Origin of the sequence: Bradyrhizobium sp. LA6.8 (assembly GCF_040547935.1) — a bacterium.
In the GTDB taxonomy this organism is placed as follows: Bacteria; Pseudomonadota; Alphaproteobacteria; order Rhizobiales; family Xanthobacteraceae; genus Bradyrhizobium; species Bradyrhizobium barranii.
Genome location: NZ_JBEPQQ010000001.1, coordinates 1,107,413 through 1,133,694, shown reverse-complemented (window position 1 = coordinate 1,133,694; position 26,282 = coordinate 1,107,413). Strand labels below are relative to the sequence as shown.

General features: G+C 63.8%; 24 protein-coding genes and 1 tRNA gene. 7 read left to right on the top strand and 18 right to left on the bottom strand.

What is annotated here, in order from left to right; genetic code table 11:
* Positions 1-37 precede the first annotated feature (37 nt).
* Positions 38-457: a hypothetical protein gene (locus ABIA90_RS04940; RefSeq protein WP_028146575.1), complete on the top strand. Its 420-nt coding sequence runs from the start codon at positions 38-40 to the stop codon at positions 455-457.
* Here ABIA90_RS04940 and ABIA90_RS04935 read toward each other — a convergent pair.
* From ABIA90_RS04935 to ABIA90_RS04910, 6 genes are all read right to left on the bottom strand, one after another.
* Positions 445-1,260, bottom strand: a complete 816-nt coding sequence (locus ABIA90_RS04935) for an energy transducer TonB family protein (RefSeq protein ID WP_071914947.1) — start codon at positions 1,258-1,260, stop codon at positions 445-447. The genes ABIA90_RS04940 and ABIA90_RS04935 overlap by 13 nt on opposite strands.
* Positions 1,261-1,269: 9 nt before the next feature.
* Positions 1,270-1,725: a TonB system transport protein ExbD gene (gene exbD / locus ABIA90_RS04930; protein ID WP_014495997.1), complete on the bottom strand. Its 456-nt coding sequence runs from the start codon at positions 1,723-1,725 to the stop codon at positions 1,270-1,272.
* 3 nt (positions 1,726-1,728) lie between these two features.
* Positions 1,729-2,637 carry a tonB-system energizer ExbB gene (exbB, locus tag ABIA90_RS04925; RefSeq protein ID WP_085401996.1) on the bottom strand — a complete coding sequence of 303 codons (909 nt, stop codon included), beginning with the start codon at positions 2,635-2,637 and terminating at the stop codon, positions 1,729-1,731.
* Positions 2,634-3,323, bottom strand: coding sequence for a Fe2+-dependent dioxygenase (locus tag ABIA90_RS04920; protein ID WP_028146578.1), 690 nt, complete (start codon positions 3,321-3,323; stop codon positions 2,634-2,636). Before ABIA90_RS04920 ends, exbB begins: the two co-directional genes overlap by 4 nt.
* A gap of 20 nt (positions 3,324-3,343) precedes the next feature.
* The gene (locus tag ABIA90_RS04915) at positions 3,344-5,893 is read right to left on the bottom strand and encodes a TonB-dependent receptor (RefSeq protein ID WP_354117475.1); all 2,550 of its coding nucleotides are present in this window, start codon (positions 5,891-5,893) and stop codon (positions 3,344-3,346) included.
* A gap of 424 nt (positions 5,894-6,317) precedes the next feature.
* Positions 6,318-6,557: a hypothetical protein gene (locus tag ABIA90_RS04910; RefSeq protein WP_071914955.1), complete on the bottom strand. Its 240-nt coding sequence runs from the start codon at positions 6,555-6,557 to the stop codon at positions 6,318-6,320.
* A 397-nt stretch (positions 6,558-6,954) separates the two neighbouring features.
* On the opposite strand from ABIA90_RS04910, the gene ABIA90_RS04905 reads away from it, so the two are divergent.
* From ABIA90_RS04905 to ABIA90_RS04895, 3 genes are all read left to right on the top strand, one after another.
* Positions 6,955-8,127 carry an efflux RND transporter periplasmic adaptor subunit gene (locus ABIA90_RS04905; RefSeq protein WP_085401999.1) on the top strand — a complete coding sequence of 391 codons (1,173 nt, stop codon included), beginning with the start codon at positions 6,955-6,957 and terminating at the stop codon, positions 8,125-8,127.
* Positions 8,124-11,270, top strand: a complete 3,147-nt coding sequence (locus ABIA90_RS04900) for a multidrug efflux RND transporter permease subunit (RefSeq protein WP_071914959.1) — start codon at positions 8,124-8,126, stop codon at positions 11,268-11,270. The genes ABIA90_RS04905 and ABIA90_RS04900 overlap by 4 nt, the downstream gene beginning before the upstream one ends.
* 64 nt (positions 11,271-11,334) lie before the next feature.
* The gene (locus ABIA90_RS04895; RefSeq protein ID WP_063983864.1) at positions 11,335-11,901 is read left to right on the top strand and encodes an invasion associated locus B family protein; all 567 of its coding nucleotides are present in this window, start codon (positions 11,335-11,337) and stop codon (positions 11,899-11,901) included.
* A gap of 13 nt (positions 11,902-11,914) precedes the next feature.
* On the opposite strand, the gene ABIA90_RS04890 is transcribed toward ABIA90_RS04895, so the two are convergent.
* Positions 11,915-14,203, bottom strand: coding sequence for a sulfatase-like hydrolase/transferase (locus tag ABIA90_RS04890; protein WP_354117474.1), 2,289 nt, complete (start codon positions 14,201-14,203; stop codon positions 11,915-11,917).
* 107 nt (positions 14,204-14,310) lie between these two features.
* Between ABIA90_RS04890 and ABIA90_RS04885 the strand changes: the two genes are divergently transcribed.
* Complete coding sequence (locus ABIA90_RS04885) at positions 14,311-14,976, top strand: TetR/AcrR family transcriptional regulator (RefSeq protein ID WP_354117473.1); 666 nt, start codon at positions 14,311-14,313, stop codon at positions 14,974-14,976.
* Here the strand turns inward: ABIA90_RS04885 and ABIA90_RS04880 are convergent.
* The 6 genes from ABIA90_RS04880 to ABIA90_RS04855 form a co-directional block, all read right to left on the bottom strand.
* Positions 14,958-15,677, bottom strand: a complete 720-nt coding sequence (locus tag ABIA90_RS04880; protein ID WP_135214363.1) for an ABC transporter ATP-binding protein — start codon at positions 15,675-15,677, stop codon at positions 14,958-14,960. The genes ABIA90_RS04885 and ABIA90_RS04880 overlap by 19 nt on opposite strands.
* Positions 15,674-16,441: an ABC transporter ATP-binding protein gene (locus ABIA90_RS04875; RefSeq protein ID WP_071914964.1), complete on the bottom strand. Its 768-nt coding sequence runs from the start codon at positions 16,439-16,441 to the stop codon at positions 15,674-15,676. The genes ABIA90_RS04880 and ABIA90_RS04875 overlap by 4 nt, the downstream gene beginning before the upstream one ends.
* Complete coding sequence (locus ABIA90_RS04870) at positions 16,431-17,402, bottom strand: branched-chain amino acid ABC transporter permease (RefSeq protein ID WP_071914966.1); 972 nt, start codon at positions 17,400-17,402, stop codon at positions 16,431-16,433. Before ABIA90_RS04870 ends, ABIA90_RS04875 begins: the two co-directional genes overlap by 11 nt.
* A 13-nt stretch (positions 17,403-17,415) precedes the next feature.
* Positions 17,416-18,279 (bottom strand): branched-chain amino acid ABC transporter permease, encoded by an 864-nt coding sequence (locus ABIA90_RS04865; protein WP_071914968.1) that lies wholly within the window; start codon positions 18,277-18,279, stop codon positions 17,416-17,418.
* A gap of 67 nt (positions 18,280-18,346) precedes the next feature.
* Positions 18,347-19,600, bottom strand: coding sequence for an ABC transporter substrate-binding protein (locus ABIA90_RS04860; protein WP_085402001.1), 1,254 nt, complete (start codon positions 19,598-19,600; stop codon positions 18,347-18,349).
* 369 nt (positions 19,601-19,969) lie between these two features.
* Positions 19,970-20,332 (bottom strand): DUF1428 domain-containing protein, encoded by a 363-nt coding sequence (locus ABIA90_RS04855; protein ID WP_354117472.1) that lies wholly within the window; start codon positions 20,330-20,332, stop codon positions 19,970-19,972.
* Between the two features lie 204 nt (positions 20,333-20,536).
* Between ABIA90_RS04855 and ABIA90_RS04850 the strand changes: the two genes are divergently transcribed.
* Together ABIA90_RS04850 and ABIA90_RS04845 are read left to right on the top strand one after the other, a co-directional pair.
* Positions 20,537-22,360: a caspase family protein gene (locus ABIA90_RS04850; protein ID WP_354117471.1), complete on the top strand. Its 1,824-nt coding sequence runs from the start codon at positions 20,537-20,539 to the stop codon at positions 22,358-22,360.
* A gap of 270 nt (positions 22,361-22,630) precedes the next feature.
* Complete coding sequence (locus ABIA90_RS04845) at positions 22,631-22,765, top strand: DUF6538 domain-containing protein (protein ID WP_354117470.1); 135 nt, start codon at positions 22,631-22,633, stop codon at positions 22,763-22,765.
* Positions 22,766-22,775: 10 nt separating this feature from the next.
* Here ABIA90_RS04845 and ABIA90_RS04840 read toward each other — a convergent pair whose 3' ends face one another.
* The 5 genes from ABIA90_RS04840 to ABIA90_RS04820 form a co-directional block, all read right to left on the bottom strand.
* A complete protein-coding gene (locus ABIA90_RS04840; RefSeq protein ID WP_354117469.1) occupies positions 22,776-23,060 on the bottom strand; it encodes a hypothetical protein in 285 nt (94 codons plus the stop codon).
* Between the two features lie 46 nt (positions 23,061-23,106).
* Positions 23,107-23,180 (bottom strand) — tRNA-Gln (locus tag ABIA90_RS04835).
* Between the two features lie 403 nt (positions 23,181-23,583).
* On the bottom strand, positions 23,584-24,972 hold the full coding sequence (locus tag ABIA90_RS04830) for a DUF6056 family protein (RefSeq protein ID WP_354117468.1): 1,389 nt from the start codon (positions 24,970-24,972) through the stop codon (positions 23,584-23,586).
* A gap of 143 nt (positions 24,973-25,115) precedes the next feature.
* Positions 25,116-25,436: a hypothetical protein gene (locus ABIA90_RS04825; protein ID WP_028146592.1), complete on the bottom strand. Its 321-nt coding sequence runs from the start codon at positions 25,434-25,436 to the stop codon at positions 25,116-25,118.
* 152 nt (positions 25,437-25,588) lie between these two features.
* Complete coding sequence (locus ABIA90_RS04820) at positions 25,589-26,038, bottom strand: hypothetical protein (protein WP_354117467.1); 450 nt, start codon at positions 26,036-26,038, stop codon at positions 25,589-25,591.
* Between the last annotated feature and the right edge of the window lie 244 nt (positions 26,039-26,282).

The following is a 26,282-nucleotide window of genomic DNA, read 5'->3' as shown; positions in this document are numbered from 1 at the left end:
CGAAGGGCTCGAGGCCGACTTGGTCAAAGCTGCCGATATGCTGATCGCGCGACGCGCGGACACCCGCGCCCGCGCCGATTTTGCCACCTGGAAGATGATGGCCAAGCTCAACGGGGCCTCCGCGCTGCCTGCCGAGGCGCAGGAGTTCCTGGTCAGCTACAAGAACCTACTGGCGCGGATGAGCGAGGGCGAGGCCACCGAGGCCACGATCGGCGCGATCTACAAGGCCTACTATGCCGAGATGGGCGGCGCGGGAACTCCGCCCGACGTCCGCACCCGTCCGCCCGAGCCGGCGGCGGACAATGTTACCGCCTTCCGCCGCCCGCCTCCGAAACCGACGAAGACGGCCTCCTTCACGGCGGCGTTTAGCGGAGCCCAGAAACGGCCGCTCCCGGTGGCGCTGATCTTCGTCTGCCTGGTCGTGGTCTATGTCGGGATCCGGCTCTACTGGCGCTGAGCCGATTTCTTCTTTTTCTTCTCGTCCGGCGGCGTGAAGATGATGTCGACGGTCCGCTCGAACCGGTCTTCGGTCAGTCCGGCCGGGGGCTGCGGGATGGGATCGGACTTGCGGACAATCGAGAGCGCGGCCGCATCGTAGGCCACATCCCCCGATGACTCCACGACGTCGACGGACAGCACATTGCCCCTGCGGTTGATCGCGAAGCTGACCTTCACCTTCTGATTATTGGGCTGCTTGCCCTCCGGGTTGACCTTGTGGGCCGTGAGGTGCGCGCTGATCTTGCGATTCCAGTCGGTCGTAATCCTGAGGATGTCCTTGCCGAGGCCAAGCACCGGCGCCAGGGCCTTCTCGGCCTCGCGCGCGTCCTCGTCGAGGGTCTGCCGCGCCGTTGCAACCGACTGCGGCGAAGCCTCGGCAGCGGGTGTCTCGACCGCCGCGATCTTGGGATCCTCGTCCTGCGGCTTCTTCGAGATGTTTTCGGTGACGACCCGATCGGGATCGTCGACCTGTTGCGACTGGTCCTTTGGAAGCTCGGTTTCCTTGGTCTCGGCCTTTTGCTCGGGAAGCGCCTGCTGCTCCTGCATCGCTTCGCTGTCCGGTCCCGGCGGAAGGTCGGTCTCGGGCGCCTTGGGCGAGGCCATCTCGACGGCGAACTCCGCGCCGGACGCGCCCAGGCCATCGTCGTCGTCATCGGTCCGCAGATGGGCCAGGGCGAGCGCGGCACCGCCCAGATGGAGCGCGAGCGCCGCCACCGCCGCCAAAATCCAGAGCTTCCGGGATGGTCTGGCTTCGTCCGACATCGTGCGCCTCTAAGGCTGACCGGCGCCTGCCGCAGGCGCTCCGGGAGCGCCCTCCAGCGCGACCAGCTTCACCCGGGAATAGCCGCCTGAGCGCAAGAGCTCCATGACACTCATCAATTCGCCATACGGCACCGAACGATCGGCGCGCAGGAAGACATACTTGTCCTTGCTCATGTCGGACAGGCCGTCGAGGGTCCCGATCAACTCGGCGCGGTGGACCGGGTTTTCGCCGATCGCAAGCGTCAGGTCGGGCTTGATGCTGAGATAGGTCGGCTTGTCCGGCTTCTTCTGCGGGGTCGCGCTCGAGGTCGGCAGATCGATCGGCAAGTCGACCGTGGAGAGCGGAGCTGCGACCATGAAGATGATCAGCAGCACCAGGATGACGTCGATGAACGGCGTGACGTTGATGTCATGCGTCTCGCCGAAATCGTCGTCGTCATCATTGTCTGCGAGCGAAACGCCCATGATTCACTCCGCCGCGCGCGAATGCGCGCTGCCGTGGCTGCGGTCGAGATCGCGCGAGAGCAGCCGCGCCGCCGCGCCCGAGGCACGGCTGACGAGCTCGAGATAGCTTTTCGTCATGCGCGAGAAGTGGTTGTAGATGATGACGGCGGGAATGGCGGCGACGAGGCCGATCGCCGTGGCGAGCAGCGCCTCGGCGATGCCGGGCGCGACGACGGCGAGGTTCGTGGTCTGCGACTTCGAGATGCCGATGAAGCTGTTCATGATGCCCCAGACCGTGCCGAACAGGCCGACGAAGGGCGACGTGGAGCCGATGGTCGCGAGCACACCCATGCCGACGCGGATGCGCCGCGCCTCCGCGCGCACGATTTCGGAAAAGCTCGAGGCTGCGCGCTCCTTGATGCCGGCATCGCTGGACAGGCCGGCCGACATCCGCGCCTCACGCAGCGCCGCCGCCAGGAAGGATGGCAGAATGCCCTGCTTGGCGCCGAGCGCCATCTGCGCTTCCGCGAGCGAGCGCGCCTCCGAGATCTTCTTCAGTGCCGAACGAAGCTTGCCGGACGCGACCGACAGCTCGATCGACTTGGCGATCAGGACGGTCCAGGTCATCAGCGATGCGAAGGCGAGCCCGATCATCACCGCCTTCACGATGACGTCCGCCGACATGAACATCACCCAGGGGGACAGCTCCTTCATGGCCGGCGCGATGGCGGCCGCGTCGGGCTTCGCCGCAGGCGCCACCACCGCCGGAGCGGCAGCCGGAGCCGGGCTGGCGGTGGCCGGCTGAGCCGTCGCCTGTGCCGGTGCAGGTGCCGCCGGCGGGGTCTGTGTCTGGGCAGAAACAGGGGATACGAGCCAGGCGGCCGCCAGCATCAAGGCGGCGGCAAGGCTTGCTTGGAAGGACATGATCTTCATACTTCGGCCCAGTAGCGAATGAGGTTGTGATAGATACCCGTCAATTTGACCGTTTCGGGATCGTCACGCCCGAGCCGTTCCACCAGCGCCTGTATCGCGGTGTCGAGGTCAAAGATCATGCTCCGGGCTTGATCGTCCCGTATCATGCTCTGAAGCCAGAAGAAAGACGCAACCCGCGTCCCCCTCGTCACCGGCGTGACGAGATGGAGGCTGGTCGAGGGATAGAGCACGCAGTCCCCGGCTTGCAACTTCACTTCGTGCGAACCGTAGGTGTCCTCGATCACAAGTTCGCCACCGTCATACTCTTCCGGCTCGGCCAGGAACAGCGTGACCGACAGGTCTGTGCGGATGCGAAGGCCGGTCAGGCGGTCGCCGCGGATCGCATTGTCGACATGCAGCCCGAAATGATGGCCGCTGTTCGCCGCATAGCGGTTGAACAGCGGCGGGAATATCTGCAGTGGGATCGCCGCTGCCAGGAAACGCGGGTTCGACGTCAACGCCGAGATGATGCGGTTGCCGAGCTTGCGCGCGACCTCGCTGTCAGGCGGCAACTGCTCATTGCGCTTGACCATTGCTGACTGCGCGCCCGCGGTGGAACGGCCGTCTTCCCATTCGCTGGCGTCCATGATGCGGCGGAATTCCGCCACATCATCCTTGCTCAGGACGCCGTCTATGCATGTCAGCATGGCACCTCGTCGTTACTCCATCAGTAGCGCGCCGAGATCACCAGATAGGCGGCGCGTCCCGGTGCTTCCAGCACGAAGGGCGCGGCGCTCTGGTACAGCGCGTCATAGTAGCGTTTGTCGAAGATGTTGTTCACGAACAGCTTCAACTGCCAGTTCTTGTTGATCTTGGCTTCCGCGAACACATCGAAGCGCCAGTAGCTCGGAAGCGACGTGCCTGCGTTGGCCGCAAGCAACGAGCCACCGTAGATCTTCGAGCGGTAGACGGCCTGCCCGCCCAGTTCCCAGATATCGTTGAACTGGTACTTCGACAGCATGCTGAACGACTGATGGGCAACGTTGGCCAGAGGAAGCCCGACATTGGTGGTGTAGAGAAGCGGCGCGGGCATGTTCGCGGGCTTCACGTTGGACGCCGTAACCTCCGACTGCATCAGGACGAGGCCGCCGAACACACTCCATTTGTCGGTGATCTTGCCGCTCACGCCGAGATCGATGCCGCGAATACGATAAGCGGAACCTGCGGTGATACACGAGATGTTGCCGGTCGTGCCGGCGGGATAGACGCATCCCAACGCGGACGCCGTGGCCACACTATTGACGTTCTGTGCCTCGCGCGCATTGTCCTTGGTGGTCTGAAACAGCGCAGCCGTCAGGAGCAGGTGGCGGTCGAACAGCTCCCACTTGGTGCCGAGTTCGATGGCCGTGTTCTTCTCCGGCCCGAAGATCTGATTGTTGCCGCCGGCCAGAGCGGGATTGACGCCGCCATACGCGGTGCTGGTGCCGTCGAACTCGGCGCCCACCGGGTTCGCTGAGGTCGCGTAGGCCACGTACACGCTGCCGTTTGGCGCCGGCTTCAAGGTCAAACCGAGATTGAAGTTGGGAATCAGGAAGTTTGCCGATTGCTGCTTGAGAGCGTTGCCCGCCCCGTATGCAGACGTATCGAGGTTGTAGTTGTCGTAGCGGAAGCCGCCATTGAGGATCAGGAGGTCACGATAGTTCGCACTGTCCATGACGTAGCCGCTGACAGTGTCGATGCCGATCTTGGCCGGCAGACCGGCCAGTGCGAGCGCCTTCCCGGGCAAGAACGTGTCCTGAGGGAAGAAGACGCTGACACCTGTCGGCGAGCCGCCTGGAGTGATCGGAACTCCGTTCCCTTCCGAGGTGAGCCCGAGATACTTGTCGATCGACGACCGCTCGCGATCGACTTCGATCCCGGCCAGCGCGGTGTGCTTGAAGCCGGCCCAGTCCTGGAACTTGTAGGTCGCTTCCGTCTGGTTGGCGAGCACGTCAGTGATCTGGAGACGGCTCTGCGGATTCATCGTGAGCGTCGAATTCGAAAGCGGGTTGGCGATCACCGGCTGCTCAGGCAGCGTTCCGACATAGTTCTGGGTCGAACGAGATACGCGGAACTTGTTGCTGACCATCAAGTCGGGCGTGATCTGCACTTCCGCGTTTAACGAGCCGATGTCCTGGCCGGTCCGGTAGAAGTCGCGGTTGATCTGGCCATACCAGTTGTTGCGGTTGGAGCCGAAGTCCGGGAACGGCCCACCGGCGGTCGTCGCCGTGCTCGGCCGGTAGTAGGGCACGCCGAAGTCCGGCACGCCGGTCAACTCGGTGTGGATGTAACCCCCGGTCACCCTGATCGTGTCGGTCGGCTTCCAGGTCGTGGCGACGAACGCGCCGTTGCGATTATCCTTGACGAAATCGCGACCGGCGACATCGGCGTCCTGGAACAGACCGCCGGCACGAACGGCCAGCGTCGGGTTGATCACCTGGTTGACGTCGAGCACCACACGCTTGGTCTGGTCGGTGCCAAACGTCGTGTCCATGTTGTAGAAACTGTTCTGCGTCGTCGCCTGCTTGGTGACGATGTTGATCGCACCACCGGCGACACCGCGGCCCGCGAAAGTTGAGCCCGGACCACGCAGAATTTCGACCTGCTCGGTGAAGAAGTTTTCACGGACGCTGACGCCCGCGTCGCGCACGCCGTCGATGAAGATGTCGTTGCGGGCATCGAAGCCGCGAATGAAGAAGCGGTCACCGAAGGCATTGCCGCCCTCACCCGTTCCGAGCGTCACGCCTGCCGTGCTCAGGATCGCCTGCTTCAGCGTCGTGGCGTTCTTGTCCGCGAGCACATCCTTTGTAAGCACGGTGATCGATTTGGGCGTGTTGAGGATTGGCTCAGGGAATTTACCCGACGCTTGCACTCGGGTGGCCATATAAGGCGCGGCGGGATTTGCGTACGGATCACGATCGGCAGGACCAGGGCTCGGATTGGCGACAGGCGCTTGTGCGGCCTGCTGCCGCTGCGCCGCGCGCCGCAGGGCGTTGCGCGCACGAATCTGATCGGCGGTGGGCTTCGAAGCGGTCGGACGCGGACGCTGCTGAGGCGCATCGACGTTCACGGGGGGCAGATTGGTCTGCTGCGCCTGTGCGCCGGTCGAGACCGTCGCGACCGCGATCAGACTGGCGACCGTGGACACAGTCTTGCCGGTCGCAGTGTCGAAATTGTTGCCGAAGGATTTCCGGTCCGCGACCGAACGCAACGATCGCGGTGTCTTCATCATGCCCATCACACGCCCCACAGTGCTTATGCTTCCATTGGTCGCGTTGCGACAACGCGACGCATTGGTGCTATCGGGCGTGTTCATGGGGGTCAACGCGATCTCTGCAACACTCCGTTTGAATCCGACCATTTCAAAGCAATTCTAAACTCGGTTGAGTGCGCCGCAGTTTTAAATGGTTCTAAACTTGAACCGTTCTAATCTGGACATTGATCGCTGCGATCTCGTCGTACCGCATCAACCTTCGAGCTGATGCGCTTCGTCGATGCAGAGACGCGAACGATGGGGCGGTGCTATCGGTCGGAGAAAAGCAGGTCAATGCGATTGATCTGCCAGCACATTTGAATTCATCCAGATCGGACTCGGTGCAGATTTCAATCTGGAAACATGGGCGCATGCGAGAGCTGCGCAGGCGCGAGCAGCGGCGCCGCTCTCAATCGCTGCTCGGCGGCTTCATCAGCGAGAACAATTCGTCGACGGTTTTCTGCGCGACGGCGCGCACGCGATCGGAGTTGTCCATGCCGGCGATGTTGACGCCGCTAACGACGGCTTTGATCTCGTCGCGGAAGTCGGTCAGAAATCGCAAGGGATCGCGCTGCTCGTTGGCGACGCGCGCGATCAGTCCCGTGATCAGAATCTGGCACGCGATCAGCTTGCCGTTCAGTTCGTCCATCCTGCGCTCCCGTTGTGGCGGGGCCGATATGACCGATGCCGGATTTCCTGACAACCGAAACGCCGTGCAGGCGAATTAGAACCGTTCTCACGGGGGTTGATCCCGGCGCACTTCGCAGCGCAGCCGGGGCGGCCTTGCGGACAGCTCTGCAGGCCGCCCACACCGGCTCCGGGCATTGCCCAAGATTTACGCGCGGATCGTTCGCGCCGGGAAAATGCAGCACTGCACACCGTAGTGTCACGGAGCTGCCTAGACAGTGCAAAGCTTTCCAATTGTTTAGGATTCCGAACCGATAGTGCTGTTTACACTGGAACTTGGCGTGTATTATACAAGCGCGCTGGAACCCTATGATTGCTCCACAATTCGTAGTTTTGGGCGTAAGAGCCAACGAGCCGACATGAAAAAAACACGGCCGATCCTCTGGATACTGATCATCGCGGCCGTGGCCTCCGCGGGTTACTATGGCTGGCAGAAATTCGGCTCGCCCGAGGCCGGAAAAACCCAGACAGCTCAGAAGGGTCCGCCGCGCCCGCCCGCTATCCCCGTCAGCGTTTCGCCGGTCCAGAAGGCTGACTTTCCGGTCTACCTGACCGGTCTCGGCACGGTTCAGGGCTTCAACACCGTACAGGTCCGGAGCCGGGTTGACGGCCAGATCGACAAGATCGCCTTCAGCGAAGGCCAGATGGTCAAGCAGGACGAGCTTCTGGTCTCGATCGACCCCCGGCCCTATCAAGCCACGCTCGACCAGGCCAAGGCCAAGAAGGCGCAGGACGAGGCGAATCTCGCCAACGCCAACCTCGAGCTCCAGCGTGCCATGAAGCTTGGCGAGTTCGCGACTGCGCAGCGGGTCGACACCCAGCGTTCCACCGTCGCGCAGCTGACCGCCCAGATCGCCGCTGACGAAGCCGCCATCTCCAACGCCCAGACCCAGCTCGACTACACCCAGATCAAGGCGCCGTTCACCGGCGTGGCCGGGCTGCGCCTGGTCGACGTCGGCAACATCGTCAACGCCTCCACGCAGACGGGAATCGTGACGATCTCGCAGGTCGAGCCGATCTCGGTGATCTTCACCGCGCCGGAAGATCAGCTGCCCTATATCAGCGAAGGCCAGAAGGCCGGTGCGCTCAAGGTGATCGCGTTCACCACCGACGGCAAGAAAACGCTGGCCGAGGGCAAGCTCGCGGTCATCAACAACCAGGTCGACACGACCAGCGGGACTATTCGGCTCAAGGCGGTGTTCGACAACAAGGAACACACGCTGTGGCCGGGCCAGTCGGTTTCGACGCGCCTTCTGGTACGCACCCTGAAGGACGCGACCGTGGTTCCGGATGACGCGGTTCAGCATTCGACCAACGGCCTCTACGCCTATACCGTCAATCAGGACAACAAGGCGGAAGTGCACAAGATCAAGGTCAGCTACGCCATCGACGGCCGTTCGGTCGTCGACGAAGGCTTGAGCCCGGGTCAACAGGTGATCACCGGCGGCCAGTTCAAGGTCCAGCCCGGGAGCCTGGTCTCGACGGCCGTAGCAAGCTCGGATCCGAGCCAGAACAAGGTACGACAGGAATGACCGAGGGCGGGATTTCGGCACCTTTCATCCGTTATCCCATCGGCACCTCGCTGCTGATGGCCGGCATTCTGTTCGTCGGTCTCGTCGCCTATCCCCTGCTGCCGGTCGCACCGCTGCCGCAGGTGGACTTCCCGACCATCCAGATCACGGCCAATTTGCCGGGCGGCAGCCCCGAGACGATGGCCTCGTCGGTGGCCCAGCCGCTCGAGCGGCAATTCGCCCAGATCCCCGGCATCGCCCAGATGACCTCGACGAGTTATCTCGGCACCGCCTCGATCACCATCCAGTTCGACCTCAACCGCAGCATCGACGGCGCCGCCAACGACGTGCAGGGCGCCATCAACGCTGCAAGCGGCCAATTGCCGAAGAACCTGCCCTCGCCGCCGACCTACCGCAAGGTCAACCCGGCCGACGCGCCGATCCTGCTGCTCTCGGCAACATCCGATACACTGCCGCTGACCACCGTCAGCGATGCCGTCGACGCCCAGCTTGCCCAGCAGATCAGCCAGCTCTCGGGCGTCGCGCAGGTCTTCATCGGCGGCCAGCAGAAGCCCTCCATCCGCATTCAGATCGACCCGGCGAAACTCGTCGCCAAGGGCCTGTCGCTGGAGGACGTGCGCAGCCAGATCGCGATCACCACGGTCGACAGCCCCAAGGGCAATATCGACGGGCCGAAGCGCGCCTACACGATCTACGCCAACGACCAGCTCACCCAGTCCAAGGACTGGAACGACGTCGTCATCGCCTATCGCAATGGCGGTCCGCTTCGAATCCGCGACATCGGACAGGCGGTGAGCGGCGCTGAGGACGCCAAGCAGGCAGCCTGGGCCAACGGCAAGCGTGGCGTGTTCCTGGTGGTGTTCAAGCAGCCGGGCGCCAACGTTATCGAGACCGTCGACCGGATCAAGGCGACCCTGCCTCGCCTCGTCGCGGCGATCCCGCCCGCGATCAAGATCGAGCTCATCAGCGACCGCACCACGACCATCCGCGCCGCGGTCGAGGACGTCCAGTTCACGCTGCTGCTAACCATTGCCCTCGTGGTCATGGTCATCTTCGTCTTCCTGCGCAGCTTCTGGGCGACGGTCATTCCCACCATCACGGTTCCGCTGGCGCTACTGGGCGCGTGCGCCCTGATGTGGGTGGTTGGCTATTCGCTCGACAATCTGTCGCTGATGGCGCTCACCATCGCGGTCGGATTCGTCGTCGACGACGCCATCGTGATGCTCGAGAACATCACGCGCTACATCGAGGAAGGCGAATCGCCGATGGCGGCCGCCTTCAAGGGCTCCAAGGAAATCGGCTTCACCATCGTCTCGATCAGCATCTCGCTGGTCGCGGTGCTGATTCCGCTGCTGCTGATGGGCGGCATCATCGGACGCCTGTTCCGCGAGTTCGCCGTCGTGCTGGCAATGACCATCTTCGTCTCGATGTTCGTGTCGCTGACGCTGACGCCGATGATGGCCTCGCGCTTCCTGCGCGCCCATGGCGAGGTGACCCACGGCAAGTTCTACCAGTGGAGCGAACGCGCCTTCGATGGCATGCTGCGCGGCTACGAGTACGTTCTCGATCATGCTCTGGCCTGGCGCCGCACCACGCTCCTGATCTTCTTCGCCACGCTCGGCCTGTCGATCTACCTGTTCATCCTGATCCCGAAGGGCTTCTTCCCGCAGCAGGACGTCGGCCTGATCACCGCGACCTCGGAAGCGTCCCAGGACATCTCCTTCGCCGAGATGCAGCGGCGCCAGGTCGAGCTCGGCAAGATCGTGATGGACGATCCCGACGTCGCCACGATCGCGATGAACATCGGCGGCAGCGGCCGCGCCGGCAACAACGGCAATTTGTTCATCACGCTGAAGCCGCGTAACGAGCGCAACGCGTCGGCGCAGGAGATCATCGCCCGGCTGCGCCCCAAACTCGAGAAGGTGTCGGGCGCCCGCCTCTACATGCAGGCGGCCCAGGACGTCCGGCTCGGCGGCCGGCCGACGCGCACGCAGTTTGAATTCACGCTACAGGATGCCGATCTCACCGAGCTCAACGACTGGGCGCCGAAAATCCTCGCCAAGATGCAGACGCTGCCGCAATTGCGCGACGTCGCGACCGACCAGCAGACGCAGGGCACCACGGTCCAGCTCAAGATCAACCGCGACACCGCATCGCGCTACGGCATCCAGCCGCAGCTGATCGACGACACGCTGTATGACGCCTTCGGACAGCGGCAGGTCACGCAGTATTTCACCCAGCTCAACACCTACAAGGTGATCCTCGAGATCCTGCCGGAGATGCAGGGCAGTCTCGACAGCCTGAACAAGCTCTACCTGAAATCGCCGCTGACCGGCGACCAGGTGCCGCTGTCGACCTTTGCGACCTGGACCACCGATCCGGTCCGCCCGCTCTCGATCAGCCACCAGGGCCAATTCCCGGCGATCACGATCAGCTTCAACCTCGCCCAGGGCGTCGCGCTCGGCCAGGCCACCGAGGCCGTGCAGAAGGCGATGGCCGATCTCGGCGCACCACCGACCCTGAATTCGAGCTTCCAGGGCACCGCGCAGGCGTTCCAGCAGTCGCTCGGCACCGTGCCGCTGCTGATCCTCGCAGCCCTCGTCGTGGTCTATCTGATCCTCGGCATCCTGTACGAGAGCTACATCCATCCGATCACGATTCTGTCGACCCTGCCCTCGGCCGGCGTCGGCGCGCTCCTGATCCTGATGGCGGCCGGCTTCGACTTCAGTTTGATCGCGCTGATCGGAATCATTCTCCTGATCGGCATCGTGAAGAAGAACGGCATCATGATGGTCGACTTCGCCATCGCGGCCGAGCGCGACGAACACAAGACGCCGGAGGAATCGATCCGTCAGGCCGCGCTGCTGCGCTTCCGGCCGATCATGATGACGACGATGGCCGCCCTGCTCGGCGGCGTGCCGCTGATGCTCGGCCACGGCACCGGCGCCGAGATCCGCCAGCCGCTCGGCTACGCCATGGTCGGCGGCCTGATCGTCAGCCAGGCGCTGACGCTGTTCACCACCCCGGTGGTCTATCTCTATCTCGACGAGCTCAACAACTGGTTCTCAGGCTGGGGCCGTTCGGGTGACGGCAAAGGTCACGAGGCGCCCGAGCACAGCACCGTCAAGCAGGCCGCCGAGTAAGCTTGCACCGCGGCTTCCGCGACGCTACAGCGAGGCCCTCGGTTCACGCCAACGCGGTTTCGCCATGTCCATGCAATCCAGACTTGTCGCCCTCGCCGCCGCCCTTCTGCTGTCGACAGGCGGCGCGTATGCCCAGCAGAGCGCCAAAAAGAACGCCGCTTCCCCTGCACCGGCCGCACAGCCCGCGCCAGCTCCGACCCAGCCGCAGGCTGACGGTGCGCAGCAAGCCGGATGGGTCGTGCGCTGCACCAGTGTCAGCCGCGACGCGCCGCTCGAATGCGCAATGGAGCAGAACGCGGTGCTGACCAAAACCGGCCAGACCATCGTGCTGATCAACATCCGCATCGCGCCCGACACCCGCACGCCGGTGGCGCTGCTGCAATTGCCGCTCGGCCTCAACCTGCCCGTCGGGGCCAAGCTCCAGGTCGACGAGGGCAAGACATTCGACCTTCAGATCCAGACCTGCGAGAACCGCGGCTGCTACGCCTCGACGCCGATCGCGGCGGACCTGCTCGCGGCCTTGCGGTCGGGCAAGCAGCTGAAGGTCTCCTTCCAGAACATGGCCAAGGAGGCGATCGCGATCCCGATGCCGCTGGGCGATTTCGCTGCGGCCTACGACAAGATCAAGTAAGGGCTTATAGCCCCTACTGCCGCGCCATCTGCGCGTTGCCGACGGCATCGCCGTCGAGCTTCTGATCGTCGTGCATCGTGACGGTGACGCGCAGCAATCGCCCCTCGAACTCGAACGGCGCCTCGTAATGCGACACGGGGCTGCCGCGGTCACGGCCGATGTCGAGACCGGACCACGAGATCAGCGTGTGGAAGCCGAGCTGGGTCTGGAGCGACCCCGCCGGCTCGCCGTCGATCAGCAGCGTATATTCGGTGACGCCGGTGCGCGCCCCCTTGGCCGGCGGCTCCTTGCGCACGAGCCGCTCGACATACACGCCGAGCCGCCACGCGCCTGACGGCACCTTGCGGTCCGACCGCACGATCTGGTGGCTGCCGCCGATGTTGAGGTCGTGCACGAGATGACCGTCCCTGACGTAGAGGCTGTAGCCCGACGTCGCGTCGCCATGCGAGATCAGCACGCCGTTTGCACCCGCCTCGTCGATCTCGACATGCGCCTCGATCGTGTAGCTGCGGCTGCGCACGTCAGGCGCGACATCGGTCGGCACGTGGCCCATGCCGGCGTGGAAGACGAAATGGTGGCGCGCACCGTGGAAGCGCGCGGCGTTCTCGGCGAAGCGCGGACCGAAGCGGTCGTCGAGCGGCAGCACCTTGTGCCTCTCGGCCTCCGCCCACCAGGTCGCCATCATTGCTGCCAGACGTTCCGGTTCCTTTGCGGCGAGATCGTCGGTCTCGGAGAAATCCTGGTCGAGATGAAACAGCTCCCATTTGTCGTTCTCGAACGGCGTGCCCGAGGGATGGAAGGCGACCGCCTTCCAGCCGTCCTGCCAGAGGCCGCGATGGCCGAACATCTCGAAATATTGCGGCGAGCTCTTTGAGGGCGCGGACGCATCCGTGACCGAGCGCGCAAAGCTCTCGCCTTCCAGCGGCATCTGCGGGCAGCCCGCGATCGTCATGGGCGACTCGATGCCGATCAGCTCGAGCAGTGTCGGCGTGAGGTCGCAGGCGTGGACGAACTGGTGCCGCAGCTCGCCTTTGCCTGCGATCGTCTTCGGCCAATTGATGACGAAGGGATCGCGGATGCCGCCGCCATGGGTGTTCTGCTTGTAGCGCCGCAGCGGCGTGTTCGACGCCATCGCCCAGCCATGCGGGAAATTGCTGTGGGTGTCGGGCCCGCCGATATCGTCGAGACGCGCGAGCTTCTCCGCAATCGGCTCCGGCTTGAAGTTGAACGGCCCCATCGCGTTGACGAAGCCGAGCGGCCCGCCCTCCTGGCTCGCGCCGTTGTCGGACATCACGATGATCACGGTGTTGTCGCGAATGCCGGCCGTTTCCAGGAACGAGACAAGCCGTGCAAGATGCCGATCGGAATGATCGAGCATGCCGGCGAAAGCCGCCTGCAGGCGGGTGAAGACGCGGCGCTCATCGGTCGAGTGCTCCTCCCACGGCTTCACACCGTCGTTGCGCGCCGGCATCCGCGTTCCCTCAGGCACCAACCCCATCGCCTTCTGGCGTGCCAGACGCCGTTCGCGCTCGACGTCCCAGCCGTGCGCGAATTCGGCGTCGTAACTCCCAATGATATCGGCCGGCGCCTGATGCGGCGCGTGGCAGGCGCCAAGTGCGACCCAGGTGAGCCAGGGAACGTCAGGACGGTCGGCGACATGGTCGCCGATGAAGCGGATCGACTGGTCGATCAGATCCTCGGTCAGATGATAGCCGTCCGCGTACGTGCCCGGTGGATCGATATGCGTGTTGTCGGAGACGAGCTCCGGCGCGTACTGGTCGGTCTCGGCATCGAGGAAGCCGTAGAAGCGGTCGAAGCCACGGCCGAGCGGCCAACCGTCGAACGGGCCGGTGGCTCCGCTTTCGGTCAGCGGCGTGACGTGCCATTTGCCGACCATGTAGTTGCGATAGCCACGTAGGCGCAGCATCTCGGCCAGCGTCCCCGCCTCGCGCGCGATCTTGCCGCGATAGCCGGGATAGCCGGAATCGAAATTGGCAAGGCAGCCGACGCCGACCGAGTGATGATTGCGCCCGGTCAGCAGCGCGGCGCGCGTCGTCGAGCACATCGCTGTGGTATGAAAGCCGGAGTAGCGCAGCCCCTCCGCGGCGAGCCGGTCGATGGTCGGCGTCTTGATTGCCGAGCCATAGCAGCCGAAATCGGAGAAGCCGACGTCGTCGAACAGCACGACCAGGATGTTCGGCGCACCGTCGGGCGGCCTTGGCGCCTCCGGCCACCAGGGTTTTGACTCCGCGACCGTCTTGCCGACGGTGCCGCGGAACGGCGTGCCGCTGTTTGCGCTCATCTGCTTCTCCCTGCTGGTTGCCCGGCGGCTGCGGTTGACCCGCGGCTCGGCCACGTCTAAATTATAATCAGAATTATGATTATGATTTTTGTCGGATGCAAGCGCGGATGCGGCCAAGCTCGGACGAACCCGATTTCGACCTGCCCGGCGTTGCCCCATCGCGGCAGAAGCGCAGCCGCAAGACGACACTGGCGCTGCTGCGCGCCGGCGCCGACATGCTGCGCACGCGCAGCCTGGCCGAGCTGTCGATCGAGGCGCTCTGCACCGAGGTCAGCGCCACCGTCGGCGCCTTCTACAGCCGCTTCGAGAGCAAGGAGGCCTATTTCAACGCACTGATGGCGCTGGCCGCGCGCGACGGCGAGCAACGGCTCGGCGACATGAGGCGACCGTCACCGGATACGGACCTCGACAAGCTCTGCCACATCATCGTCAGCGGGATCATCGCCTGGATGCGCAACCACGAGGGCGTGCTGCGCGCCGCGCTTCAGCATGACGACACCCGTCCGGACAAATGGACGCCGTTTAAGGCCCTCGCGAAGGCCACCACGATGAGCGCCACCCCTCTCCTGCTCCCGGCCATGGGTAAGGGACGCAACGCCGCCAAGACCCGCACGATCGCCTTCGGCTTCCAGGTCGTGCTGGGCACGCTGGTGAACGCGATCCTCAACGAACCCGGGCCGCTGTCGCTTGGATCAAAAGAGATGGAGACGCGGCTGGCCGGTTGCCTGTTGCTGTTGCTCCAGGCGGAAATCAATCAGTCGACGCCGAGATAGGCCTTCTGCACCTGCGGATCCTCCGCGAGCGCCGCCGCGGTGCCGGACAGCACGCTCTTGCCGACCTGGAGCACGGTCGCGAAGTCCGAGACTTCCAGCGCGAGCTCGATCGACTGCTCGGCGAGCAGGATGGTCAGGCCCTCGCGATGCAGGCGGCCGAAGGTCTCGTACATGGATTCGACCACCGCCGGCGCGAGGCCGAGCGACGGTTCGTCCAGCATCAACAGCTTCGGATCGCTCATCAACGCGCGGCCGACCGCGAGCATCTGCCGCTCGCCGCCGGACATGGTGCCGGCGCGCTGGTTGCGGCGCTCCTTCAGGCGCGGAAATATCTCGTAGACGCGCTCAAGCAAATTGGCCTGGCGCGACTTGTCGTGCAGCGGCGTCGCGCCGAGCATGAGGTTGTTCTCGACGCTCTGCTGCACGAACAGCCGCCAGCCTTCCGGCGACAGCGCCAGTCCCTTGCGCACGATCGCAAAGGCCTTCTGGCCGGCGATGTCCTCGCCGCGAAAGCTGATCGATCCGGAATGCACGGGAATGAGACCCGCGATTGCGTTCAGCGTCGTGGTCTTGCCGCCGCCATTGGAGCCGAGCAGCGCGACGACGCTGCCCTCCGGCACCTCCAGCGAGACGTCGGAGACACCGATGAGGTCGCCATAGCGCACCTCGAGGTGCTCGATCCGAAGAAGCGCGCCGCTCATAGGTCCCGCCCGCCCATCAGCTCGACCGGCGTATGGCCGGCCGCGGCCTTCGCCGCGCGTTTGCCGAGATAGGCTTCGATCACCGCCGGGTTCGAGGTGACTTCGCGCGGCGAGCCGCGGGCGATCTCCTTGCCCTGGTGAAACACCATCACGCGGCTCGCGAGCGACATGATCACTTCCATGATGTGCTCGACGATGACGAGCGTGATGCCGGAGCGGTGGATGTCGCGCACGAGATCGATGGCGAGCCTCACCTCGTGGGCGTTGAGCCCGGCCATGGCCTCATCGAGCAGCAGCACCTTCGGCTCGGTCGCCAGTGCGCGGGCGATCTCCAGCCGCTTGCGGCCGGGTGTGCCCAGCGAGCGCGCCGGCGCATCCGCAAGCCTGCTCATGCCGACGCGCTCCAGCACCGCGCGCGCCCTGGTCTCAGCCTCGTGGCGATGCGAGGTGCGCAGGAAGGCGCCGATCATGACGTTCTCGAGCACCGTCATGCCTTCAAAGGTCTGCGGCACCTGGAAGGTGCGCGCAAGCCCGAGCCCGGCGCGCTGCTCCGGCGCGAAGTCGGTGATGTCGGTCCCCTCGAACAGCACGCGGCCCGAGGTGGTCTTGAGGTCGCCGGTGAGGCAATTGAAGAAGGTGGATTTGCCGGCGCCGTTCGGGCCGATCAGGCCGAGAATATCGCCCTGCTCCAGCGTGACGGACGCATCGTCCACCGCCTTGAAGCTGCCGAACGCCTTTGTGATCCCGCGCGCCTCAAGGAGCATGGCCGGCTCCCTTATCTGCGCCGGGCTTGCGTCGTCCCATGAACAGGCTGAGCAGGCCGCCGGGCTGGAAGCGCGCGATCAGCACGATGATCGCGCCGTACAGGACGAAGGTGAGGCCGGCCCCCTTGCCGCCAAGCCAGCTGTTGGAGATCTCCTCCAGCGGCACGAGGATCGCGGCTCCCACCAGCGGACCGAACAGCAACCCCGCCCCGCCCAGCGCCGCCATGATCAGGATTTTGACCGAGATCAGGATGCCGAGCCCGGACTCGGGATCGACGAAGCCGAACATCATCGCATAGAGCGCGCCGGCAACGCTCGTCAGCGCCGCGCTCAGCATGTAGGCGTAGAGCTTGGTCCGGCTCGCGGGTGCGCCCAGGGAACGTGCGGCCCTCTCGGAATCCTTGATTGCGCGCAGATAGAATCCCATGCGGCTGTTGGTCATCCACCAGGTGACGAGCAGCGTGATCACGAGGACGACCAGGAAGAGGTAGTAGTACGGCAGCGACGACAGGAACGAGAGATCGAAGATGTTGCGCGGGACCGTTGGACCGGAAAGACCCACGGCCGCGCCGAGCCAGTCGGTGTTGGTGACGATCAGCCGCATGGTCTCGGCGACCGCGATCGTCGCCATGCTGAAATAGTGACCCGACAGCCGCAGCGTCGGCACGCCGATGATCGCGGCAAGCCCCACCGCCAGCACGATGCCGCCGGGGATGCCGAACAGTGGCGACAGCCCGAACTTGGCGTAAGACCCCATCGCGGCATAGGCGCCGCAGCCGAAGAACACGACATGGCCGACCGAGACCTGGCCGGCATAGCCGCCGACGATGTTCCAGGCCGACGCGGCGATGGCATAGAGCAGCACCAGTGCGCCCAAGCGCTGCTGGAACGGCGAGGACAGCAGCAACGGATAGGCAATCGCCAGTGCTGCGACGATTGAGAGCCAGATCAAGCGCCGCATTGCAGCTTTCTCATCAGAGCTTGCCCATCAGGCCTTGCGGCCGGAACCAGAGGAAGAACAGGAACAGGACATAGACGACGATGTCCTTGTAGACCGCACCGATCAGATAGCCGGAGAGCGACTCGATGACGCCGATCAACAGGCCCGCGACGAGCGCGCCTGGCACGCTGCCGAAGCCGCCAAGGGATACCGTCACGAAGGCGACGATGCCGAGCGTCTCGCCGACCGTCGGCACGATGTAGAAGAAGTTCGCGATCAGCGCGCCGGCAAGGCCGGTGGCGCCGGCCGCGATGGCCCAGGCAATCGCCTGCATGGTATCGGGCCTGATGCCCATAAGCTGAGCAGCGGTCTGATCCTCCGCCACCGCCAGCATTTTTGAACCAAGCGATGTGCGCGTCAGAAGCAGGTGGAGGCCGAATGTCACCAGCAGCGCGACGACACCGGCAAGCAGCCGCGAGGCTTCGATCCGCAGGCCCGCAAACGCATAGGTGCCGCCGACGATATTCGACGGCATCGACAGGAAGTTGGCGCCGAACCACCAGAACACGGAATAGCGCAGCAGCAGCGCGAGCCCGAACGTGCCGAGGATCTGCGCCAGCATCGGCCCCTTCATGATGTCGCGGATCAGGGCGAAATAGACAACGACCCCGACGGTCGCGAGCACCAGTGTCGCCAGTGGGGCGCCGAGGATGGGCCCTCCCCCCATCAGCGTATAGACGACATAGGCGACGTACATGCCAAGCATGACGAAGTCGCCATGCGCGAAATTGACGATGTTCATCATGCCCCACACCAGCGTGAGGCCCGAGGAAAACAGGGCGTAGACGGCGCCAAGCAGAAGCCCGCCGACAATCACCTGCACGAGTACGAAGGACATGAGCTGCGTTGCTCTGATCAAAACATTCTGGGAAAGGCGGGACGCGCGGTCCCGCCTTCAGGCAATCTTACCAGCCCTTGTAGGGCAGTACCGGCGCCTTCTCGGCATTGGCCTTCGGCCATACCGCGACGTAGTTCTCGCCATCCTGGAGCTGGATGATGGCGCCGGAAGCCAGGATGTTCTGGCCCTTGTCGTCGAACTTCACGCCCTTGTAGCCGATCATGAGCTGCTCGGGCTTCAGGTCCGTCGCCTTCAGCGCGGCCTGGATCTTTGCAGGCTCGGTCGAGCCGGCGCGGTCGATGGCATCGGCCAGCACGAAGAAGCCCTGCATCTGGCGCGCCACAGTGTCGTCCATCTCCTCGCCGCTCTTCTTCTTGTACATCTCGGCGATGATGGCGGACGCCGAGCCCGGCGGTCCCACGACCCAGGACGAGCGGTTGAAGACGCCTTGCGAGATCTTGCCGACCGCCTTGGTGAAGGACGGATCGGAGTAGCCGGCATCGTCGGCCAGCAGCACGGCCGGCTTGTAGTCGAGCGACTGCATGGTCTTGGCGAACAGGATCGCATCCGACGTGTAGCTGATCATGATGACGACGTCGGGCTTCTTGTCCTTGAGCTGGAGCACCTGGCCCTGCAAGTCGGTCGCATTGACGGGATAGGCGATGTCGAGCGCGATCGGTTGGCCCTTTTCTTTGAAGGCGCCGGCGATCGTGTTGGCGACCGAGGTGCCGTATTCGGTGTTGTCATGGACCACCGCGACGCTGTCGGTCTTGGCACCCTGCGCCTTGATGTCGGCGAGGAAGTCGACATAGATCTTGGCGAAATCGGTCGCAATCGGCGTGGTGCGGAAGAACCATTTGAAGCCGCGCTCGGTGAGATTGGCGGCGACCGATTCCGAGTTCAGGAATGGAACGCCGTATTTCTCGGCGATCGCGCTCGAAGTCAGCGTGACGCCGGACTGGTAGGAGCCGAACACGGCCGCCACCTTCTCTTCCGTGATCAGGCGTAGCGCCTGATTCTGGCCCGTCGCCGGGTTGCCCTGGTTGTCGGCGAACACAGCCTCGATCTTGGCGCCGCCGAGGCCGGCAAGGCCGGCGTTCTTCGCCAGCGGCAGATTGCCAAGCTCAGGATGGGCATTGTTGATGATGTCCATGGCGACTTCGAGCGCCGCCTTGGCGTGCGCACCGATCGAGGCGGTGCCGCCGGACATCGGCATGATGACGCCGATCTTGATGACCTTGTCCTGGGCCTGCGCGCCGGAGCCGAGCGCAAGGAACATCGCGGCTGCGCAAAACAGCCCGGTGACGTGCTTGAAATTCATCAAATCAGACCTCCCAAAGGGTTTCCCCAACCAAGCTATTTTGGAAGCTGCAGGCTAAGCGCCCGCTTCCGTTTGTTTATGCCTGGTGGATCTAGGATGGCATGCCAGCCGGACACCGGCAAGACGAAACGGACTTGCGCAATGCTGCATGGGAGGCAGCGAACGCGCCGGCGCGCGCGGCGTTCAAATCCGGCGTCGCCCGGCGCGAACGCGGTAACCCGAACGGTGGACGTCATTGCCATCTGCAGGGGTGGGTTAACACTACGACTCCGCCAAGCGCGGTCCGCTGGCGTAACCCGGCCCCCGTGTGTTTCCGCGAACGCAGAGGCGGTGGGTGAGGCTGCCGCCAACCCACCCTGCGAAACGCCGTCAGCCGACGACGTCGCTCGCCCGCAGCAGCGTCGTGAAGCCGCCATAGATCATGCGCTTGCCGTCGAAGGGCATGTCGGCGCCCTTGAGCCGCTCATCGGCCATCACCTTCTTGTTGACGGCGTCGCGGGTCTCCCGGTCACGGTAGACGATCCAGGAGAACACCACGACCTCGTCCTCCTTCGCGATCACCGCGCGCGGAAACGAGGTCAACTCGCCATGGGGCACGTCGTCGCCGATGCACTCGACGTAATCGAGCGCGCCGTGTTCCATCCACACCGCGCAGGCCTTTCGCGCCAGCGCCTTGTAAGCCTCGATCTTGTCCTTCGGCACGGCCAGCACGAAACCATCGACATAGGGCATCACGGGATCTCCTTTGGGTTGCCTGCCCCAAGGACGAAGCGGCGCACGGCGATCCGACACGTCATCACACCCGCAAGGTGAGGCAAACTGTCGCGAGGATTTCGTGCGCTACTTCACATTTGAAGCTCGCCGCGCCGTGACATCATCCCGGACGTTTGCGCTCGTACATCGGCTACTTCAGATTGCAATTGAAAGGCAGCTTTCATGAGCACCCGCCTGTCATTGCTTTGTGTCCACGGCGTCGGTCACGCGGAGATCGACGCCGAGTTTCGAAAGTCCTGGTCCGAGGCGATCATACGCGCCGTCCAGTCCGTCGATCAGAGCCTCAACCCGGCCATCGACTTCCTCTCGTATGACGACCTGTTCGACAAGAGCCCGCCCAACCTCGTCACCTACGGCATCGCGCTGGCGAAACTGCTGGCGAGCGCGACCGTCCACGGGATCGGTGATCTGCTCGCGGGCACACGCAGCCTTGATGACGTACCAACCCTGATCAGATGGACCGCGGGCATGGTCGCCCAGTGGTCGGTGGATGAGCAGTTGCAGAGCGCGCTGCGCAGCGCAGTCCTCGACAAGCTGAAGAGCGGCAACTACGACGTTGTCCTGGCTCACAGCCTCGGCTCGCTGATCTGCTACGACACGTTCGTGCGCAACCCCGCTGCGATCAGGGACAAGGTCTTCGTCACGTTCGGTTCGCAGATCGGCAATCCCGCGGTGCGCGACATCTTCGCAGGCCGCATTCAGGACCTTCCCTGCCGGAAATGGTACCATCTGTTCAACCGGGAAGATCGCGTTCTCACCTATCCGCTCGAGATCGCCGCAGACAATTTTCAGCAGGTGCTGACACCGTTCGATGTCCCCAACGATCTCCTGAATCACAAAGCGACCTGGTACCTGTCGCGCCCCGAGACCGTCGCCACCGTCTGGCACGACGTGGTCCCGGTGCCGGCGTCACGCTCCATCGTCAGCGCCGCGCGGGGAATTGCCCGCATTGACACCCGGCCGACCCGCCGCGCCCTGCTGATCGGCATCAACGACTATCCCAAACCCGCGGACAGGCTCGAAGGATGCGTCAACGACGTATTCCTCATGAGCTCGGTGCTACAGGAAAGCGCCTTCAAGCCGGACGAAATACGCGTCGTTCTCAATGAGCGGGCGACGGCGCAGGGCATCATGGAAAGGCTTCACTGGCTGCTCGATGGCGTCCGCGACGGCGACGAGCGTATGATGTTCTACTCGGGCCATGGCGCCCAGATTCCCAGATACAGCCCGAGCGGCGCACCGGATAGCGTCGACGAGTGCCTGGTTCCCTATGATTTCGACTGGACGCCCGAGCACGCCATTCTCGACCGCCAGTTCAGCCAGCTCTACTCACAGCTTCCGTACGACTGCTATTTCGTCGCCATGCTCGACTGCTGCCATTCCGGCGGCATGACACGTGACGGCGGTCCGCGCATCCGCGGCCTGACGCCGCCCGACGATATCCGCCACCGGGCGCTGCGGTGGGAGGCAAGCGAAGGCATGTGGGTGCCGCGTGACTTCCCTCCCCTGAACGAGAGTCTGAGCAAGAGCAAGAACGGCGCCGACTATCTCGGCGACAACGGCGCCACGCAACGGCTCGGGCGCAGCATGGCGCTCCGCACCCAGCCCGACAAGGAATACAACAAGACGCGGGCCGAGCTCGGGCATCACGGTCCTTATCTGCCGATTCTCCTCGAGGCCTGCCAGGAGCAGGAGCTGTCCTATGAATATCGTGACGGCGTCACGTCGTATGGCGCCTACACGTTCTGCATGGCGAAGGTGCTGCGCGAACAACGAGACCGCGGCGCCAATCCGTCGTTCCAGGAGCTGAGCGAGCTCGTCACGGCCAAACTCCGTCGCCTCAAATACAACCAGACGCCCAATCTCGTCGGCGCCAAGAAGCGCGTCAGCGCGAAAATTCCATGGGGCGCGGCAGATGCAGGTCGCGGCCAGCGACGGGCGACGAAAAAGCGTGCCGCCAAGACAGGCCGGAAGAAGCGCCGCTAATCGTTACGCCTAGTATCGCCGCGCGGCGCATCGCGGGCGCGATGAGTCGGGCCAAGGCGCCGAGGCCGGACCGACCAAAGGCGCGGACTGCCGACGGCACGTCAGGCTCGCGACGCGGGCCCGATTCAGAGCAGGTTATGATCTGGGTAAATCGCCCGGAACTGGCTGGGGAACCTGGATACTCAACCAAAACCTCTCGGAGGCCCTAGAACGGCTTGTTTATAGTGGTTTCTGCCAATATGTCTAGGTGGGTGAGCTAGGTGGGTTGGCATGGACCGGAAGTATCTCGTCAAGCAGTTCAACACATACTCCGTTGTGGTGGAGGTCCCGAAGGCTCTCCAGGCCAAGGCGGGCAGAAAGCGTTTCAAGAAGTCCCTTGGGACTGACAGCCTCGCTGATGGTTGAATGGTGTTGATCAACGAGGTGCGGCTGCCTTGCGCGACTTGTTGACCTTCGGCGTCCTCCTGCCTGTGGCCCGCTGCTCCACGAAGGTCTGATGAACATCGCCAAAGGGTACCCCGAAGCGCTCTGCAATCTTCTCCAGCGACCCGCCGACTTGGTTGGCAAGCGTGTCCAGTTCCTGACTGATCTTTGAGGCGGTTTGCATCAGCGCAAGCAAGGTTGCGAGGTCGGCTAGTTGCTGCGGGCTGGCGCTTTGAACCGAGGTGGGTGAGCTAGGTGGGTTCGGGTTTTGTGCCATTCGGTAAGCTCCTGATTTCGTTTGCGAAATGGGCTTTCCGATATTCTGGCTGGGGAACCTGGATTCGAACCAAGACAAACAGAGTCAGAGTCTGTTGTGCTACCGTTACACCATTCCCCACCGAAGTGCTTGATATCACAAGACTTTCTTCGGAAGTTTTGCAAGCCGCAGCAAACGTTTTGCAAATCAGCGGCGCGCTGGCGCTCATATAGCCGCGCCGGCGTTCGCGGTCTAGCCCCTCTGTGAGCATCGCAGCTTGTTCGCGCTGCGTTCGCGCCGTGGTGGCATGTCCGCCCTCACCCGCGGCCGGCTCCGGCAATCAGCACCAGGAGACCTGGCACACCTGCCTCGACGACGTCCACATGCCACGATCAACGGGCGCGCCGGCGTGCCGCTTCACGTCGATCAATGGGGATGGTCTGTCGGCTTTACCCAGGCATGATGCGCGCGCTCGACGCCGGCACGCCGCAGCCGGCGATCGCCCGAACGCAGCGCGGGAGGGTTTACAGGCCGATCCGCTGACCTAATCGCCCAAGACCACGGATCGCTTGCCATAGAATTCACCGACGCAATCATTCGGCAGCTGGCCCGGATTTTTGGTTAGCTCACCGTCCATCAGCATGGACGGCTTGACCGATCTCTTGGGGACAACAACATCCAGGTCCTTGGTCGTCCGAAGAAACTGATGCCTCTGGACACTCTCGCTCCAGAAGGTCGCGAATTGCGACTCCTCGGCGCGGACGTATCCCAGCGCTACGCTATCGAGGAGCAAAAAAGAAAGGAGCCCGCAGGCCACCAGGGCCGTCATGCGAACATGGGCATGATGGCCCAGGGAGGGAAGGAAGCGGGCAGCCAGGGCGACGACGCAGCCCCCTCCGGCAAGAAGAAAAACCACCACCTCATTCCGCCCTCGCGTCGCGAGATCCTCCGCCGTCGCAAAATAGGCGATGACATAAGCGGTGTAGAGACCAGCGAGCACTGCCGCCACGAGCCCGACGATCAAGACCAGCAGCCGCGCCGCCGGCCTCGGTTGCGAAGGCACCACGAAGACCGAAAACAACGCCACGAAACCGAGCCAGGCCCACGTCGCAGATTCGGTGTAATGCCGAACCAGCTCGAGCCACAGATAGTACAACCCCATCGAGAAAGAAGCGGCGATCTTCCCCCCCTCCGGATATGCCGCCATCCGGACCGCATTCCCCGGTGACAAAAGCAGGATCGCAAGTCCGATGAAGGTCGCCGTCAGCATCGCTGCATGGCCCGCCAGTTGCGGGCGAGGATGGTAGAACGCGCGATAAAGGGCAGAACCGGCGACGAGGGCTACGATCCAAAACGGCGTGAACTCGTTGGCCAGAGCACCCAGGAAGCCGATTGCGGAGAGAACGACGATTTGGCCGGTCGAGAGCACGGTTTCGTTCGCTGCGGACCGCACCAGCTCAACGAGGATGATGATCACGAAGAGGGCGGGAACCATGTAGGACGCACTGCCCGAGATCCAGTAAAGCATCTCCCGCAGACTGATCGCCAGAACGAAGCTCGCCGCGCAGAGCATTGCACCCGCCAAAAATCTCTCTGGCCACGACAGGCCGGTCCACATTCGACCAGCCCAATAGACGCTGACTGCCAAGAAGATGGCCATGCCGCAAATGAGTATGACCGGATAGACGACCACGTAATCGACGCCTGTCACCTTGCTGACAACGGCGGGGGCGGCGATCGCCACAAGCGAGGTCAATCGGCCCATCTGGTGCAAATAATAGGATTTGACCATTCCGACGAGACCCATGCTGTTGACGCGGTTCGTCACGCAATAATCGTCGGATTCAGGCATCGCATAGAGCGCGATGGACGCGAGCCAGAGCAGGATGAAGAGAGCGACAGAAGCGGCCACGATAGGCATCACGTCCGGCATGCGGCTTCCGAGGCGCACAGGAAATCCCCCAAATCGACAGAACAAAGCGGCAGCAACGAGAGAGCGAACAGCCCCGAATGCAACCCTCGTTATGCAACGCGGCACAGAAGATCACAAGGTTCCGCGGGCAAACAATCGAAAGGCTAGTTCGAGCCGCAGACTCGAACCACGATCTCAGCCTTGCCGTTCGCGATCATCACCTGGCCGTATTCGTCCTGCGGCGGGCTCTCCTCGTAGCGGAGCGGGATCGTGGTGATCGCTTCCTGCGCATCGCCGCCCGGCTGCTGCGTCTTCACGTCGAGGATCAGGATCTTCGGATTGATCCCCTGCGGCGAGCGCCTGGTCAGCCGGGCCTGCCAGCCATCGGTCGGGACCCTCACGTCGCCGACCATGACCAGCTTGGGCGGCGCGCCCGGCGCCCGGTCGATCCAGGCCTTGAAGGTGTTTCTCAGCAGGACAGTCATGACACGTCTCTCCTTTGCCAAGCTGCGAATTGTCCGCCCCGCGTCCCGACACGCGGCGCCGGCCTTTCGCCTATTAAATCAGCGCAGCCTGACGGACAGATATCAGGCCCCGACAAACCACCCGATCGCCGCCTCCCCCTTCGACCAGGCTTTCAAGTCCCGGCTGCCGCCTTGGCGCGGATCGCGTTGGCGACGGCCGGAGCCTCACCGCCAAGCGCCTTCACGGCCGGCAAGTTTTCCGGCCCGCCGACGGCTTTGGCCGCTTCCGCAACCTTGTTGATGTCGGGGACGCTCTTCTTCACGAACGCGTCGATGAAGTCAGCGCCAGCGTATCCGGCCGCCAGGACGCTCAGGAGAAATTGCCGGCCGATTTCCTTCGGCTCGACCATAAGCCCCGCGGAGATCCCCGCCACGCAGCCGATAACGATCGACACCAGAAACGCCGCCCCATCGAACACGTCCTTGAAGCCCGCGCTCAGGTCCCGCGCCTGATCGTGCACCTTTTTCGCCCCGCCGATGGCGCGAACGCCTTGGCCGGCCATCCCCAGCAAGCCACAGAGCAGCAAGTAGTAGATCCATTCGGCGCTCGTCGTGTGTGTCATGCTCCTCTCCCGCGGTTGTCTCTTGCGACTGAGAACGGGCCGATCGGTTTACGGCCGACCGTGCTTTGGCAGCGGAGGAAGGATAGGCTTGCAAGGCGAAGCTGATCGTGAAAGGCGCGTGAATTCGGCGGTCGAGAGGTGTCTCAATGGGTCAACGGATCTGTGCTTCTCCCTCGAGCGCCGATGCAGCCGGTCTCCCCGCCCGCGCGCGAATGGCGATTCACGTTCAAATCACGTTGCCAAA

What these genes read in the sequence shown, in the direction of transcription:
- ABIA90_RS04875 (WP_071914964.1), bottom strand. Translation starts at nt 16,441, where the DNA reads ATGCTCCTTGAGGCGCGCGGGATCACAAAGGCGTTCGGCAGCTTCAAG.
- ABIA90_RS04935 (WP_071914947.1), bottom strand. Translation starts at nt 1,260, where the DNA reads ATGTCGGACGAAGCCAGACCATCCCGGAAGCTCTGGATTTTGGCGGCG.
- ABIA90_RS04920 (WP_028146578.1), bottom strand. Translation starts at nt 3,323, where the DNA reads ATGCTGACATGCATAGACGGCGTCCTGAGCAAGGATGATGTGGCGGAA.
- ABIA90_RS04850 (WP_354117471.1), top strand. Translation starts at nt 20,537, where the DNA reads ATGAGCACCCGCCTGTCATTGCTTTGTGTCCACGGCGTCGGTCACGCG.
- ABIA90_RS04880 (WP_135214363.1), bottom strand. Translation starts at nt 15,677, where the DNA reads ATGAGCGGCGCGCTTCTTCGGATCGAGCACCTCGAGGTGCGCTATGGC.
- ABIA90_RS04855 (WP_354117472.1), bottom strand. Translation starts at nt 20,332, where the DNA reads ATGCCCTATGTCGATGGTTTCGTGCTGGCCGTGCCGAAGGACAAGATC.
- ABIA90_RS04895 (WP_063983864.1), top strand. Translation starts at nt 11,335, where the DNA reads ATGTCCATGCAATCCAGACTTGTCGCCCTCGCCGCCGCCCTTCTGCTG.
- ABIA90_RS04890 (WP_354117474.1), bottom strand. Translation starts at nt 14,203, where the DNA reads ATGAGCGCAAACAGCGGCACGCCGTTCCGCGGCACCGTCGGCAAGACG.
- ABIA90_RS04860 (WP_085402001.1), bottom strand. Translation starts at nt 19,600, where the DNA reads ATGAATTTCAAGCACGTCACCGGGCTGTTTTGCGCAGCCGCGATGTTC.
- ABIA90_RS04830 (WP_354117468.1), bottom strand. Translation starts at nt 24,972, where the DNA reads ATGCCGGACGTGATGCCTATCGTGGCCGCTTCTGTCGCTCTCTTCATC.
- ABIA90_RS04870 (WP_071914966.1), bottom strand. Translation starts at nt 17,402, where the DNA reads ATGCGGCGCTTGATCTGGCTCTCAATCGTCGCAGCACTGGCGATTGCC.
- exbD (WP_014495997.1), bottom strand. Translation starts at nt 1,725, where the DNA reads ATGGGCGTTTCGCTCGCAGACAATGATGACGACGACGATTTCGGCGAG.
- ABIA90_RS04910 (WP_071914955.1), bottom strand. Translation starts at nt 6,557, where the DNA reads ATGGACGAACTGAACGGCAAGCTGATCGCGTGCCAGATTCTGATCACG.
- ABIA90_RS04915 (WP_354117475.1), bottom strand. Translation starts at nt 5,893, where the DNA reads ATGGGCATGATGAAGACACCGCGATCGTTGCGTTCGGTCGCGGACCGG.
- ABIA90_RS04940 (WP_028146575.1), top strand. Translation starts at nt 38, where the DNA reads ATGCTGATCGCGCGACGCGCGGACACCCGCGCCCGCGCCGATTTTGCC.
- ABIA90_RS04840 (WP_354117469.1), bottom strand. Translation starts at nt 23,060, where the DNA reads ATGGCACAAAACCCGAACCCACCTAGCTCACCCACCTCGGTTCAAAGC.
- ABIA90_RS04865 (WP_071914968.1), bottom strand. Translation starts at nt 18,279, where the DNA reads ATGTCCTTCGTACTCGTGCAGGTGATTGTCGGCGGGCTTCTGCTTGGC.
- ABIA90_RS04825 (WP_028146592.1), bottom strand. Translation starts at nt 25,436, where the DNA reads ATGACTGTCCTGCTGAGAAACACCTTCAAGGCCTGGATCGACCGGGCG.
- ABIA90_RS04905 (WP_085401999.1), top strand. Translation starts at nt 6,955, where the DNA reads ATGAAAAAAACACGGCCGATCCTCTGGATACTGATCATCGCGGCCGTG.
- exbB (WP_085401996.1), bottom strand. Translation starts at nt 2,637, where the DNA reads ATGAAGATCATGTCCTTCCAAGCAAGCCTTGCCGCCGCCTTGATGCTG.
- ABIA90_RS04820 (WP_354117467.1), bottom strand. Translation starts at nt 26,038, where the DNA reads ATGACACACACGACGAGCGCCGAATGGATCTACTACTTGCTGCTCTGT.
- ABIA90_RS04845 (WP_354117470.1), top strand. Translation starts at nt 22,631, where the DNA reads ATGGACCGGAAGTATCTCGTCAAGCAGTTCAACACATACTCCGTTGTG.
- ABIA90_RS04885 (WP_354117473.1), top strand. Translation starts at nt 14,311, where the DNA reads ATGCGGCCAAGCTCGGACGAACCCGATTTCGACCTGCCCGGCGTTGCC.
- ABIA90_RS04900 (WP_071914959.1), top strand. Translation starts at nt 8,124, where the DNA reads ATGACCGAGGGCGGGATTTCGGCACCTTTCATCCGTTATCCCATCGGC.